At 73.7% G+C, this 13,304-nt stretch carries 11 protein-coding genes, 1 tRNA gene and 2 pseudogenes; 9 read left to right on the top strand and 5 right to left on the bottom strand.

Going from position 1 to position 13,304, the window contains the following annotated elements:
* Window positions 1-294: 294 nt before the first annotated feature.
* The 4 genes and pseudogenes from ACWCPM_RS16940 to ACWCPM_RS16925 all read left to right on the top strand — a co-directional run.
* Window positions 295-1,032: a flavodoxin family protein gene (locus tag ACWCPM_RS16940; protein ID WP_450976950.1), complete on the top strand. Its 738-nt coding sequence runs from the start codon at window positions 295-297 to the stop codon at window positions 1,030-1,032.
* 91 nt (window positions 1,033-1,123) lie between these two features.
* Window positions 1,124-1,672, top strand: a complete 549-nt coding sequence (locus ACWCPM_RS16935) for a DM13 domain-containing protein (RefSeq protein WP_450976949.1) — start codon at window positions 1,124-1,126, stop codon at window positions 1,670-1,672.
* Window positions 1,673-1,840: 168 nt separating this feature from the next.
* On the top strand, window positions 1,841-3,175 hold the full coding sequence (gene selA, locus ACWCPM_RS16930) for an L-seryl-tRNA(Sec) selenium transferase (protein ID WP_450977054.1): 1,335 nt from the start codon (window positions 1,841-1,843) through the stop codon (window positions 3,173-3,175).
* 5 nt (window positions 3,176-3,180) lie between these two features.
* Window positions 3,181-3,675, top strand: a pseudogene (locus ACWCPM_RS16925) (GTP-binding protein); the annotation flags it as partial.
* A 51-nt stretch (window positions 3,676-3,726) separates the two neighbouring features.
* Here ACWCPM_RS16925 and ACWCPM_RS16920 read toward each other — a convergent pair.
* Window positions 3,727-4,800, bottom strand: a complete 1,074-nt coding sequence (locus tag ACWCPM_RS16920; RefSeq protein ID WP_450976948.1) for a hypothetical protein — start codon at window positions 4,798-4,800, stop codon at window positions 3,727-3,729.
* On the opposite strand from ACWCPM_RS16920, the pseudogene ACWCPM_RS16915 reads away from it, so the two are divergent.
* Window positions 4,780-4,941, top strand: a pseudogene (locus ACWCPM_RS16915) (SelB domain-containing protein); the annotation flags it as partial. The gene ACWCPM_RS16920 and the pseudogene ACWCPM_RS16915 sit on opposite strands and share 21 nt — an antisense overlap.
* 35 nt (window positions 4,942-4,976) lie before the next feature.
* Here ACWCPM_RS16915 and ACWCPM_RS16910 read toward each other — a convergent pair.
* Window positions 4,977-5,069, bottom strand: a tRNA-Sec gene (locus ACWCPM_RS16910).
* A gap of 53 nt (window positions 5,070-5,122) precedes the next feature.
* On the opposite strand from ACWCPM_RS16910, the gene selD reads away from it, so the two are divergent.
* The gene (gene selD / locus ACWCPM_RS16905) at window positions 5,123-6,145 is read left to right on the top strand and encodes a selenide, water dikinase SelD (protein WP_450976947.1); all 1,023 of its coding nucleotides are present in this window, start codon (window positions 5,123-5,125) and stop codon (window positions 6,143-6,145) included.
* A 148-nt stretch (window positions 6,146-6,293) separates the two neighbouring features.
* On the opposite strand, the gene ACWCPM_RS16900 is transcribed toward selD, so the two are convergent.
* The 3 genes from ACWCPM_RS16900 to ACWCPM_RS16890 form a co-directional block, all read right to left on the bottom strand.
* Window positions 6,294-6,587, bottom strand: a complete 294-nt coding sequence (locus ACWCPM_RS16900) for a muconolactone Delta-isomerase family protein (protein ID WP_450976946.1) — start codon at window positions 6,585-6,587, stop codon at window positions 6,294-6,296.
* 83 nt (window positions 6,588-6,670) lie between these two features.
* The gene (locus tag ACWCPM_RS16895) at window positions 6,671-7,036 is read right to left on the bottom strand and encodes an SgcJ/EcaC family oxidoreductase (protein ID WP_450976945.1); all 366 of its coding nucleotides are present in this window, start codon (window positions 7,034-7,036) and stop codon (window positions 6,671-6,673) included.
* A 345-nt stretch (window positions 7,037-7,381) separates the two neighbouring features.
* Entirely contained in the window at window positions 7,382-8,095 is a 714-nt protein-coding gene (locus ACWCPM_RS16890) for an SDR family NAD(P)-dependent oxidoreductase (RefSeq protein WP_450976944.1), read from the bottom strand.
* 282 nt (window positions 8,096-8,377) lie between these two features.
* Between ACWCPM_RS16890 and ACWCPM_RS16885 the strand changes: the two genes are divergently transcribed.
* From ACWCPM_RS16885 to ACWCPM_RS16875, 3 genes are all read left to right on the top strand, one after another.
* A complete protein-coding gene (locus ACWCPM_RS16885) occupies window positions 8,378-9,862 on the top strand; it encodes a SpoIIE family protein phosphatase (protein ID WP_450976943.1) in 1,485 nt (494 codons plus the stop codon).
* 319 nt (window positions 9,863-10,181) lie between these two features.
* Window positions 10,182-10,706 (top strand): hypothetical protein, encoded by a 525-nt coding sequence (locus ACWCPM_RS16880; RefSeq protein ID WP_450976942.1) that lies wholly within the window; start codon window positions 10,182-10,184, stop codon window positions 10,704-10,706.
* 398 nt (window positions 10,707-11,104) lie between these two features.
* A complete protein-coding gene (locus ACWCPM_RS16875; RefSeq protein ID WP_450976941.1) occupies window positions 11,105-13,228 on the top strand; it encodes a hypothetical protein in 2,124 nt (707 codons plus the stop codon).
* The last annotated feature ends 76 nt before the right edge of the window (window positions 13,229-13,304 follow it).

The following is a 13,304-nucleotide window of genomic DNA, read 5'->3' as shown; positions in this document are numbered from 1 at the left end:
GAATCGGGCGGCACCACCGGTTCCCCGGGCCGGTGGGCCGGGCGGCGGTCCGCACCGCTCCGTGAGGCGCCCGCGTGGTGCGCCGGACCCCTCGTACCGCGGGCCGGGCCCGGTCATGTCATGACTCCGTGGGACGCCGCTGCCCGCGCGAGGCGCGCGCCCGACGGGCCGTCAGGTACGCACGGAAACCACCGTGTGCCGGTGCGTCGCAGTGCGACGGCGCGGGACTTCCGCGAGACGCTGCCCTGGGCACCCCGCCCCTCACCCTTCCGCCCCCCCTCCCCGGAGTTCGCCATGGCAGCACCGTCCGCCCCGTCCACTGGGGACGGTCACCGCTTCGACGACCTGCGCGCGCTGTTCATCAACTGCACGCTGAAGCCGTCGCCCCAGCTCAGCCACACCCAGGGTCTGATCGACAAGAGCCGCGCCGTCATGGACTCGCAGGGGGTGACCACGGAACTCGTTCGCGCGGTCGACCACGACATCGCGCCGGGTGTCTACCCCGACATGACCGCCCACGGCTTCGCCACCGACGACTGGCCCGCGCTGTACGAGCGGGTGCTGGCCGCCGACATCCTCGTGCTGGCCGGGCCCATCTGGCTGGGCGACAACAGCTCCGTCACCAAGAAGGTCGTCGAGCGGCTGTACAGCTGCTCCAGCCTGCTGAACTCCCAGGGCCAGTACGCCTACTACGGACGCGTCGGCGGCTGTCTGATCACCGGCAACGAGGACGGCGTCAAGCACTGCGCCATGAACCTCCTCTACAGCCTCCAGCACCTCGGGTACACCGTTCCGCCGCAGGCCGACGCGGGCTGGATCGGACCGGCCGGACCCGGACCCTCCTACCTCGACCCCGGTTCCGGTGGCCCGGAGAACGACTTCACCAATCGCAACACCGCCTTCATGAGCTGGAACCTGATGCATCTGGCGGCGATGCTCAAGCGCGCCGGAGGCGTCCCGGCCCACGGCAACCAGCGCTCGGAGTGGGACGCCGGCTGCCGGCCGGGGGCGGACAACCCCGAACACCGCTGAGCGAACCGTGGACGGCGCCCGTACCCCTTGATGCCGCCCGTACCCGGTGAATGGGAGGGTGGGAGACGAACTCCCAGGAGATGAGGCGGAGATGACGCGTGTGCGCAAGGCGCTTACCCGGCCGTCGGTCGTCGCGGTGCTGCTGGTGGCGGTCGGCGCAACCGGCTTCGCGCTGTACTGGTTCCAGCCGTGGAAACTCTGGCAGGACACGACCGTCGACGAGGCCCTGCCAGGGATCGCGGCACCCTCACGAGGGTCCTCCGGACAGCCCTCCCCGGCCGACGGGCCGCGGACGCTGGCGACCGGTGAGCTGATCAGCCACGAGCACGAGACGTCCGGCACGGCGAAGCTCGTACGGCTGGCGGACGGATCCCACGTCCTGCGCCTGGAGAACCTAGCGACCAGCAGCGGGCCGGACCTGCGTGTCTGGCTGACCGACGCGCCCGTCCAGCGGGGACCGGCCGGGTGGCGCGTCTTCGACGACGGCGAGTACGTGAGCCTCGGCGCGCTCAAGGGCAACAAGGGAAACCAGAACTACGCGCTGCCCCGGGACGTGGATCCGGCGGGCTACAGCAGCGTGAGCATCTGGTGCGACCGCTTCGACGTCTCGTTCGGCGCCGCGGAGCTCGCTCGCGCCTGACCTGCCCGAGAGACCGGGTCGGCCACCGTACCGGCCGTGTCGAGGTACGGCGCGGGGCATCGGGAGACGAGGGGCGCTCACCGGCAGCCCCGGGATCGAGTGGAGAGGAGGGGCCGCGTGGACCAGCGGGAGGCGGCTGTCCCGGTCGGCAGCGCGCACGGCACCGGCGTGACCGGGGCCGGTCCGGGCCAGGACACCACGGACGTGCGGCGGCGGATCCCCCGTACCGACGCGCTGCTGCGCGACGCGCGCCTCGCGGAGGCGGCCGGCCGGCTGGGGGCCGACGCGGTCAAGGCGGCCGTCCGGCAGGCCCAGGCGCGGGCGCGGGACGGCTCCCTCGCACCGGAGGACGTGGCGGACACGGCGGTGGCCCTGCTGCCGTCCACCGCCGGAGGGCTGCGGCCGGTCCTCAACGCGACCGGCGTGCTCCTGCACACCAACCTCGGCCGGGCGTCGCTGTCGGCGGCGGCCCGCCGGGCGGTGCGGGAAGCCGCCGGCCCGACGGACGTCGAACTGGACCTGCACACCGGGCTGCGCGCCCGCCGCGGCCGGACGGCCCTCGCCGCACTCGGCGAGCGGGTGCCGTCCGCCGCCGCCGCGCACGTCGTGAACAACGGGGCAGCGGCCCTGGTCCTCGCGGCGACCGCGCTCGCCGCCGGGAAGGAGATCGTCATCAGCCGCGGGGAGATGGTGGAGATCGGGGACGGCTTCCGCCTGCCGGACCTGCTGGTGTCCACCGGAGCCCGGCTGCGCGAGGTGGGCACCACCAACCGCACCACCGTCGCCGACTACAGCGCCGCGATCGGCCCGCAGACGGCCTTCGTGCTGAAGGTGCACCCCTCCAACTTCCGCGTCACGGGGTTCACCCGGGCCGTCGGCGCCGGGGGACTGACGGACCTGGGTGTCCCGGTGGTCGTCGACATCGGCTCCGGACTGCTCGGCCCTCACCCCCTGCTGCCGGAGGAGCCCGACGCCGAGTCCCAGCTGCGGGCCGGTGCGTCGCTCGTCACCGCGAGCGGCGACAAGCTGCTCGGCGGACCCCAGTGCGGACTGCTCCTCGGGGACGAGGACCTGGTGCGGCGTGTGTCGCGGCACCCGCTCGCGCGTGCGCTGCGCGTCGACAAACTGACCCTGGCGGCACTGGAGGCCACGCTGACCGGTCCCGAGACGCCGACCGCCGCCGCGCTGGGCGCCACTTCGGCCGTCCTCCTCGACCGCGCCGAACGGCTGGCCTGCGCTCTCGGGGCCGACGGCGTCGACGTGCGCGCCGTCGCGAGCAGCGCGACGGTGGGCGGTGGGGGCGCGCCGGGTGTGACGCTGCCCAGCGCCGCGCTGTCGCTGCCCGAGCGGTACGCGGCCGCGCTGCGGACCGGCCCGGTCCCCGTGGTGGGGCGGCTGGAGGCGGGCCGCTGTCTGCTCGACCTGCGGGCGGTGCCGCCGCAGGACGACGAGCGGCTGGCCGCGGCCGTGCGGTCGGTCCCGGACCCGGCCGCGCGGGGGTAGCCGGCATGCGTGTGCTGGCCACCGCCGGGCATGTCGACCACGGCAAGTCCGCCCTGGTGCGGGCGCTGACCGGGATGGAGCCCGACCGCCACGAGGAGGAGCGGCGCCGGGGACTCACCCTCGACCTCGGATTCGTCTGGACACGGCTCGCCCCGGACGGGACGAGCGCCCGCGCCGGCGGGGAGCCGATCGCCTTCGTGGACGTGCCCGGGCACGAGCGGTTCGTCGCCACCATGCTGGCCGGCGTCGGGCCCGTGCCCGCCGTGCTGTTCGTGGTCGCCGCGGACCAGGGCTGGCAGCCGCAGTCGCAGGAACACCTGGAGATCCTGGACGCCCTCGGGGTGCGACACGCCGTGCTCGCGGTGAGCCGCAGCGATCTGGCCGACCCCGAGCCCGTGCGCGCGGACGCCGCCGAGCGCCTCGCCGCCACCTCCCTCGGCCCCGTGCCGTCCGTCGCCGTGAGCGCGGTGACCGGCGCGGGACTGGCACAACTGCGCCGGGAAATAGTCCGGTTGGGCCGGAAGCTGCCTGTCCCGCCCGGGGACGCGGACCTACGGCTGTGGCTGGACCGCGCCTTCACCGTGCGCGGGCACGGCACCGTCGTCACCGGCACCCTGGGCGCGGGCACCCTGCGCGTCGGCGACCGCCTGATGGCGGGGGACGGCACGACCACGCTCCGGGTGCGCGCACTGCAGTGCCTGAACGAGGACGTCCCCGCCGTCAGCGGGGTGGCGCGCGTGGCCGTCAACGTGCACGGCGCGGCCGAGGGCGCGCTGCACCGCGGCCAGGTGCTGCTGACCCCGGACCGCTGGCTGCTCACCGGCCTGGTCGACGTGCGGGTCTGCGGAGCGCCGGCCGACGAGCTGCCCCGGACGCTCACCCTGCACATCGGCACCGCCGCGGTGCCGGTGACCCTCCGTCCGTTCGGCCGGGACACGGCCAGACTGACCCTGAGCCGCGCGCTGCCCCTGCGCGTGGGCGACCGCGCCGTCCTGCGCGAACCGGGCGGCCGGCGCACAGCCTGCGCGACGACCGTCCTGGACGTACGACCCCCTCGCCTCATCCGGCGCGGAGCCGCCCGGACCAGGGCCGCCGTGCTGGCGGACATGACCGGCCGGCCGGACGGCGCGGCGGAGCTGCGACGGCGCGGTCTCGTCCGCGCCACCGAGCTGGCGGCGATGGGAGTGCCTGCACCCGCCGCGCCGGTCGCGGGTGACTGGCTGGCCGACGCGGCCCACTGGACGGCACTGCGGGAGCGGCTGGAGGCCGAGGTCGAACGGCACGCGGCCGAACACCCGCTGGAGCCCGGTCTGCCCACCGAGGCGGCCCGCCGGCTGCTCGGCCTGCCGGACCGGTCCCTCGTCGACGCGCTCGCCGGGGCGTCGGGGCAACTGCGCGGCGGACAGGGGCGGTTGTACGGCGGCGATCCCCGCCCCACGCTGCCGCCGCCGGTCCGCGCGGCCGTCGAGGCCCTGCGGGCAGAGCTGGCACGAGCCCCGTTCCGCGCCCCGCATGCGGGCCGGCTGACCGAACTGGGCCTCACGCGCAAGGCACTGGCGGCGGCGGTCGCGGCGGGCGCGCTGCTGCGGGTCGGCGAGGGGATCGTGCTGCTGCCGGACGCGCACGCGCGTGCCAGCGCCGTACTGCGCAGGCTGCCGCAGCCGTTCACCCTCGGTGAGGCCCGCCAGGCCCTCGGCACGACCCGCCGGGTGGCCGTACCGCTGCTGGAGTTCCTGGACGCGCGGGGGCTCACGGAACGCGTGGACGACCAGCGCCGGCGCTGCCGTGCGGACGCGGGGAGCGGAGGCGGACGGGAATCGAACCCGCCTGCCCGAGATCCTCGGACACCTCGGTTTTGAAGACCGGGAGGGCCACCAGGCACCCACACGCCTCCCCTGCCCGCCCAGGCTATCGGAGGCCGCACACCGTCGATCCGGAGGACCCGGCATGACCACCACAAGTGAAACGCCCGTTCGTCTCACGCAGTTCGCCCACGGCGGCGGCTGCGCCTGCAAGATCCCGCCCGGCGAGCTGGAGCACGTGCTGCGCGGGCTGGCCCGGCCGGCGACCGCGAGCGAGGGCTCGCTCCTGGTCGGGCTGGCCACGGGCGACGACGCGGCCGTCGTCGCCCTGCCCGCCGAAGGCGGTGACCCGAGCCGTGCGGTGGTGTCCACGGCGGACTTCTTCACCCCCGTCGTGGACGACCCCTACGACTGGGGCCGCATCGCCGCGGCCAACGCGCTCTCCGACGTGTACGCGATGGGCGGGAGACCGCTCGTCGCCGTCAATCTCCTGGCGTGGCCGCGCGACGTGCTGCCCCTCGAACTGGCCCGAGAGGTCCTGCGCGGCGGGCTCGACATCGCCACCGAGGCCGGCTGCCATGTGGCGGGCGGCCACAGCGTGGACGACCCCGAACCCAAGTACGGCATGGCGGTCACCGGCCTCGCCGATCCCGCACGTCTGCTGCGCAACGACGCGGGCCGGCCGGGAATGCCGCTGTCGCTGACCAAGCCCCTCGGCCTGGGTGTGCTGAACAACCGTCACAAGGCCACCGGTGAGCGGTTCGAGCAGGCGGTGGCCACGATGGCGGCACTCAACCGCGACGCCTCCGCCGCGGCCCTCGCCGCCGGTGCGACCTGCGCCACCGACGTCACCGGCTTCGGCTTCCTCGGCCATCTGCACAAGCTGGCCCGTGCCTCGGGCGTGACCGCGGTGGTCGACACCTCCGCCGTGCCGTACCTCGACGGTGCGCGGGAGGCGGTCCGGGACGGCTACGTGAGCGGCGGAAGTCGGCGGAACCTGGAGTGGGTCGCGCCGTACACGGACTTCGGGCATGTGGACGAGGACACCCGGCTGCTGCTGGCCGACGCGCAGACCTCGGGCGGGCTGCTGGTGGCGGGAGAGGTGCCCGGGGCGCCGGTGGTGGGGGAACTCGTCCCGCTGCGGGAGCACTCCGTCGTCCTCGGCTGACGACCGGAGAGGGTCCGCGCGGGGCGGGACGCCCGCGCCCGGTCAGCGGCGACCTCCGGTCGGTGACCGGCGCGGGCCTCGCTCACGCCCGGCCGGCTGACGACCGTCGCCCGGCCCGTCCGTTGCGGACCGGCCCCCGGCACCGCTGTCACGCAGGCGTGCCGGGATCGTTGGGATGCGGCTCCAGCTCCGTGACGACCGCGTTCATCCAGGGCCACAACGGAAGGGTGCCGAGGACGTTCCGCCGAAGCTCCGCCTCGTCGGCGGCGCGCCACACGCCGATGCTGCGCCGCTCGCCGACGGGGCGCCACAGACGCGCCAGGTGCCCTGTGGCGGCCAGTTCCCGGGCCCGTACGGACTCCGCCGCGCGGACGCGGTCCACCTCGGCGGGGTCCGTACCCTCCGGAACGGTCGTGGTGAGCTCGACGAGGAACTCTCGCATGGTCGTACTCCCTCTCGGTGCGGGCGGCTCGGCGCCCGGGCGGCGAACAGAGGGGACGCGGCGTGCGGCCCCGCCGGGGGACCTCAGTCCTGGGGAGCCACGCGGGAGACGTGGTACTGGCGAATCCTCCACTCGTTCCCGTCGCGCCCCAGGACCAGCGACATGTGCACCTTCGCCTCCCATCCCGCCGGGTCGCCGAACGTGACGTCCGCGAAGCCGCCGGCGACGTCCTCGCCGAGGGTGTAGGTGTGCAGGACCGTGAAGTCGGCGCGCCGGTCCTCCGGGACCGCCGCGTAGTAGGCCCGCACCGCCTCGCGGCCGGCGGTGGGCACCGGTCCGAAGCCCTGGAAGAGCGCGTCGGGCGTGAACAACTCGGCCATCGCGTCCGGCCGGTGGCTGTCGAAGGCGTTCTTCCAGCGGGCGAGTACGTCGGGCAGGGGGTGGTTCATGGCACTGCTCCTCTTGATCGGTGGGCGGGCTCGTCCTGGTCGGTGGGCGCATCCGTCGTGCGTGCGTCGCGGCGCGGCTCCGAGCCGGGAGGCCGGCCTCCGCGGGATCCGGGCCGCCGGCTCGGAGGTGGCATGGCGGTTGCCCGTTCCCGCCCACAGGTTGATCCGCTCCGCTTCCTGCGCGGCGACCGCCGCCTTGCGCATCGGGCTGGTCAGGTGGTGGGGGGCGGGACAGCCGAGCGGCGCAAGGGCGGTGCGGCGGTCGGCGGAGCGGTCGCGCCGCGCGGCCGCGGAGGGGATGCGGGTGACGCGGTGGCCGGGCGCCACCGCGTCGAGCCCGGCCGGTCAGTGACCGGCGGTCTGACCACCGTCGACGGGCAGGATCACGCCGGTGACGAACGGGGCGTTCTCCAGGTAGACGATCGCGTCGGTGATGTCGGAGACCTCGCCCATGCGGCCCACGGGGTGCAGGGCGGCGAGCGTCGCGTGGTGCTCCTCGGGGTGCATCGGGGTCTTGATCGTGCCCAGGGCCACCGCGTTGGCGCGGATGCCGCGGGAGGCGTACTCGATGGCCAGAGCCTTGGTGGCCGCCTGCAGTCCGCCCTTGGTCAGGGACGCCAGCACGGAGGGCACACCGGAATGGGGGTGGTCGACGAGGCTGGTGGTCACCTGGACGATGTGGCCGCCCCCCTGCCCGAGCATCTGCTCGACGGCAAGCTGGCTGATGCGGAAGAACCCGTCGACGTTCACTCCCAGAACCGCGTCGTAGTCCTCCTCGGTGAACTCCGTGAACGGCTTGGAGAGGAAGACCCCGGCGTTGTTGACGAGTGTGTCGATGCGCCCGAACCGCTCCACGCCTGCCGCGATGACGCGCTCGGCGGTCGCACGGTCGGAGATGTCCCCTTGCACCGTGAGGACGTCGGGGTCCTGCGAGGGGGCGATGCCGCGTGAGGTGGCGACGACGGCGTAGCCGAGCTTGCGGTAGGCGGTGACGAGCCCGGCGCCGATGCCCTGCGACGCACCGGTGATGACGGCGACCTTCTGTCCCTGACTGCTCATGACGGCCTTTCGGGTGGGGGGTGTGCGGCGGCTGGTAGCCGACCGGTTGTCTAAAGTAGATGACCGGTCGGTTAAATGCAAAGGAGCAGGCGCGGGGCCGCGACGGCGCCGGCCTGCCGATTCGGCGGCCTGTCACCGGGCGCGGCCGTTCCTGATCCTCGTGGCTCGCGGTCGGCGTGCGGGCGCCGGTGGCGGCGAGAGACGATGGAGTGGCCGTGGTGGGCGGTGTCGGCGCGTGGTCCGTTCCGGCAGGCCGATCGGAGGCCGGAAGGAGCCAGGAGGATGGGTGCAGTCGAGCCCCTCCGAGGTGGTCCCGGCACGTCGGGTGCGGTCGCGCCCGTGACGGGTGGACTGCTCGACGTGCTGAACGTGGCCGCCGTCCTGCTGGACCCCGACGGCCGGATCGCCCTGTGGAGCCCGCAGGCGGAGATCCTCTTCGGCTACCGCGCCGAGGAGGCGCTGGGCCGGCACGCCGGCCGGCTGCTGATCGACGAGGAGGACCTGGAGACGGTGCTCGGGCTGTTCGCCCAGGTGATGCGGGACGGCGAGAGCTGGGCCGGGGTCTTCCCGATCCGGCACAAGGACGGCAGCAGACGCCTGGTGGAGTTCCGCAACATGCGGCTGATGGACGAGGGGCGCGACTACTACGCGCTGGGGCTGGCCGCGGACCAGGCGACACTGCGGCAGGTGGAGCGCAACCTCTCCCTGTCCGACCAGCTCGTGTCCCAGTCCCCGATCGGGCTGGCCATGCTGGACACCGATCTGCGCTACATCTCCGTCAATCCGGCGGAGGAGCGGATGAACGGCGTACCGGCCGCCCGGCACGTCGGTCGCCACGTCAGCGAGGTGCTGCCCTTCCTGGACCAGTCCTTCGAGACCTCCATGCGCGAGGTGCTGGCCACCGGGACCCCGATCCTGGACCAGTACACCGTGGGCCGTACGGCGGCCGACCCGGACAACGACCACGCCTGGTCGATCTCGTTCTACCGGCTCGAGGCCCCCAACGGGACGGTGCTGGGTGTGGCGACCTCCAGCGTCGACGTCACCGACAGGCACCGCGCCGTCGAGGAGCAGCGCCGCACCGCCCTCACCCTCCAGCGCAGCCTCCTGCCGCATCCGCCTCCCCAGCGCCCCGGCCTGGACATCGCCCACCGCTACCGTCCCGCGCAGGCCGCCGTCGAGATCGGCGGCGACTGGTTCGACGTGATCCCCCTGGCCGGCGACAGGACGGCACTCGTCGTCGGCGACGTCATGGGCAGCGGCGTCACGGCCGCGGCGGCCATGGGGCAGCTGGCCACCGCCACGAGGACGCTGGCCGACCTCGCTCTCCCGCCGGCCCGGGTCCTGCATCACCTCGACCACATCACCGACGCGCTCGAAACCCTCGCGACCTGCGTCTACGCCGTCTTCGATCCCGGTACGGCGCGGTGTCACGTCTCCCTCGCCGGTCACCTGCCGCCCGCACTCCTGCACGCGGACGGCGCCTGCGAACTCCTCGACCTGCCCACCGGCGCGCCCTTGGGCGGCTGCGGCATCCCCTTCGTCTCCACCTCCTTCGCCTTCAGGCCGGGCGATCAGCTCGTGCTCTACACGGACGGCCTCGTCGAACGCCGTGATCGGCCGATCGACGCCTGCCTCGACGTGCTCCTCGCCGTCCTGGACGACCCGGCACGCCCCCTGGACGCCACCTGTGACCAGCTCCTGCGCATCCTGCGGGCCGGAGGGGGCCATGACGACGTGGCCCTGCTCGTCGTCCGGGCCGTGTGAGCGGCACCGACGGCGAGGCCGGAAACCGCGCGATCGACCGAGATCGACCGGCGCGTACCGGCCGCGGCCGGCCTCGCGGACCCGGCGACGCGATCGGTACGCGCCAATAGCGCCACCGCCACACCGGAGGGGGGCCGCCCGCCGTCCCGGCGGCGGCCCCGCTCCCGTACCGGTCGCGGCGTGCGCGTATACGACCCGGGCGCCCTCGTCACACTTCCCCCGCAGAGTCTTCACGTGAAGCGCACTTTCGGTCGTCACCGGACCGCGGCTCCCGGGCGGGGCAGACGCCGGGTCGCCGCCGTGCCTAGCCTCCCTGGCCATGCGATCACCTTTGACGAGACGCCTGGGTCTCACCACCGTCCTCGCCCTTGTCCTCGCCGTGTTCGGCCTGGCCCCCGCCGTGAGCGCCGCGCCGGCCCCGGCCGAGCTGTCGTTCACCACCGACGCCGCCACCACCACGCCGGGCGGCACCGTGAACGTGTCGATGACGCTCACGAACAACAAGACCTACGACATCTGGTTCGTGTACCAGACGATCGACCCCACCTGGCTGACCACCCAGCGCCCGGACCTGAAGTACTCCTTCACCGGCTGCACCCTCGCCACGTCGAGCGGCACCAGCCCCTGTTCCGGCACCGGCCCCGCCGACCTCGGCGCCAACTACGGCGCCACCGTCCCGCCCGGCCAGAGCCGCACCGTGACGCTGACCCTGCAGGTCGCCCCGGACTCTGGCTGCAACGGGAACATCGGCTTCTACTCGTACTTCTACGCCGAGTTCAGCGACACCACGAGCCTCAGCGGCGGTCCGGTCTTCACGCCCGAGACGCGCGTCCTCTGCGCCTGACGCCCCGCGCCGGGCCGGGACGCGTGACCAGAAACCGGTCCATGGTCGTCCGGAGTGCGGTTGCCTGCCGATGACCTCGCCACCGGCGGGCCCTCAGGGTCCGTCGGTGGCTTGCTTCACCCCTCCCGCCTGCGAAGACTCCCCTGAGGCGAAGATCGGCCGGGGCCCGGGGCGGCCGGGCTGATCGTCATACCGGGTCGCACCGGTGTCTGTCGTCCACCTGCTTTTTTCCGTCAGGTTTCGCAGCGGAACCACAAAAGCTTCACAGGTGCCCCACCATGTGACACGACGGATGCGTGAACGACCGGTCTCTGAGGGGGAAGCCGGCGCCGCGCAAGGGGGTGCGTCCGCTCCGCGGAGCAGTACTCACCCCTGCCCTGGGGAGGGGACAGCACCGCATGAAGCGGACTTTTCGCACCACCCTGCTGACGACGTGCGCGCTCATGGCCGCTCTCTGCGTGCCGGCCACGGCCGCACCCGCCGACGCCCGCGTCGATCTGCGGGTGCTCGTCGTGAGCGACGGCGGCCCGGCCACCGACGCCATCGCGGCCGAACTCGACGCCGCCGGAACGCCGTACACGGAGATCGACCTCACGCGCACGGACCGGCCCGTGATCGACGCCGGCTACCTCGCCGACACCGTGGACGGCCGGGACCGCGCCAGGTTCCAGGCCGTCGTGCTGCCCAACGACAACCCGTTCCCGGCGGACTCCCCGGAGATGGCCGCCCTCGTGTCCTACGAGCGGACCTACGACATTCCGCAGGTCGACGCCTACACCTACGCGCGCCCCGAGGCCGGGCTCCAGTACCCGGTGTTCGGCGGCTACTCGGGCAGCGTCGACGGAGCACAGGCCCAGATCACCGACGCCGGCCGCTCGGGGCCGTTCGGATACCTCGAAGGGACCGTGCCCTTCGAGGACAACTCGCCCACCGTGGGGGAGAGTTACGCCTACCTCTCCACCCCCGCGCCCGGCGCCGACTTCACCCCGTACGTCGAGGCGGCCATCCCCGGCACCGGCAAGCGCGGCTCGCTGGTGGGCGAGTACCGGCACGACGGACGGCGTGAACTCGTCGTCACCTTCGTCTACAACCGCTACCAGCAGCAGTTCCGGCTGCTGGCCCGCGGCATCGTCGCGTGGATGACCGACGGGGTCCACCTGGGCCTCTCCCGCAACTACTTCGCCGTGCACGTCGACGACGTCTTCGCGGCCGACGACCGCTGGAACTCCACGCTCAACTGCACGCCCGGCGACGTCGACTGCACGGACCCGGACGCCACCCCCGACCCGATCCGCATGCTCCCCGCGGACGTCGACCACGCCGTGGCCTGGCAGCGCGAGCGCGGCTTCACCCTCGACCTCGCCTACAACGGCGCCGGCAGCGTCGACCACCGCGAGGACAACGACGGAGCCGACCCGCTGGCCGACCGGTTCCTCGACGAACGCGGCCAGTTCCGCTGGATCAACCACACCTACACGCACGCCTTCCTCGGCTGCCGGCAGGACACCACCGTCGTGCCGTGGCGGTGCGAGACCGACGCCGGCGGATCGGTGAAGTGGGTCAGCCGCGACGACATCTCCGACGAGATCGCGGCCAACCGCGTATGGGGACGGCTCGCCGGACTTCCCCTGGACGACGACGAGCTGGTCACCGGTGAGCACTCCGGACTGCGGGTCCTTCCGCAGCAGGCGGTCGACAACCCCCACCTGGCCCTCGCCCTGGCCGACAACGGCGTCGGATGGCTGGCCTCGGACAACTCCCGCGAGCCCGAGCAGCGGCGGGTCGGGGCGGCCGTCACCGTTCCCCGCTACCCGATGAACGTCTTCTACAACGCGGGCCGGACGGCCGACCAGGTCGACGAGTACAACTGGATCTACACCAGCCGCGCCCAGGGCGGCAGCGGCATCTGCGAGGACAACCCGGCCACCACCACCTGCCTGCCCGCCCCGCTCGACCCGGCCACCGGCTACCAGGACCACATCGTCCCGCTGGAACGGCAGATCGCCCTCGGCCACGTCCTCGCCAACGACCCCAAGCCCCACTTCATCCACCAGTCCAACCTCGCCGAGGACCGCATCGCCTACCCGGTCCTCGACGGCGTGCTCGACACCCACGACACGCTCTTCGCGCCGAACACCCCCCTGGTCAACCTGCGGATGGCGGACATCGGGACCGAGCTCCAGCGCCGCGCCGCCTGGCGCACCGCCGTACGGGAGGGGCAGATCACCGCCTACCGCGTCGGCGCCACGGTCTTCGTCGAGGGCCCGGACGGCGTGGTCGTCCCCGCCACGATGCCCGCCGGCACCACGCGAGCCGGCGCCGCCTTCGGGGAGGCCTACGCCGGCGACCGTTCCGGGTGGACCGCCTCCGCCGACGCGCCGCTCACCCTCACCCTGCCCGACTCCGCCACCTCTTCCACGGCCCCCGACGCGGGCGGTTCCGCGCCGGCCGGCGAACCGGCGCCGGGCACCCGCGTGCCCGAGGGCGTCGCCGAACCCCTCTCCCCCGTCGCGGGGAGCTGACCGGACCACCGGCAGCGAGGTCCCGGCCGCCCGTCGGCGGCCGGGACCGGCACGACCACCCACACCTCGGCCGTGG

Source organism: Streptomyces sp. NPDC002309 (assembly GCF_053593375.1).
This window is presented reverse-complemented; position numbering and strand designations above follow the sequence as displayed.

Coding starts and splice junctions, on each gene's coding strand:
- ACWCPM_RS16940 (WP_450976950.1), top strand. CDS start 295: ATGGCAGCACCGTCCGCCCCGTCCACTGGGGACGGTCACCGCTTCGAC.
- ACWCPM_RS16935 (WP_450976949.1), top strand. CDS start 1,124: ATGACGCGTGTGCGCAAGGCGCTTACCCGGCCGTCGGTCGTCGCGGTG.
- selD (WP_450976947.1), top strand. CDS start 5,123: ATGACCACCACAAGTGAAACGCCCGTTCGTCTCACGCAGTTCGCCCAC.
- ACWCPM_RS16900 (WP_450976946.1), bottom strand. CDS start 6,587: ATGCGAGAGTTCCTCGTCGAGCTCACCACGACCGTTCCGGAGGGTACG.
- ACWCPM_RS16895 (WP_450976945.1), bottom strand. CDS start 7,036: ATGAACCACCCCCTGCCCGACGTACTCGCCCGCTGGAAGAACGCCTTC.
- ACWCPM_RS16890 (WP_450976944.1), bottom strand. CDS start 8,095: ATGAGCAGTCAGGGACAGAAGGTCGCCGTCATCACCGGTGCGTCGCAG.
- ACWCPM_RS16885 (WP_450976943.1), top strand. CDS start 8,378: ATGGGTGCAGTCGAGCCCCTCCGAGGTGGTCCCGGCACGTCGGGTGCG.
- ACWCPM_RS16880 (WP_450976942.1), top strand. CDS start 10,182: ATGCGATCACCTTTGACGAGACGCCTGGGTCTCACCACCGTCCTCGCC.
- ACWCPM_RS16875 (WP_450976941.1), top strand. CDS start 11,105: ATGAAGCGGACTTTTCGCACCACCCTGCTGACGACGTGCGCGCTCATG.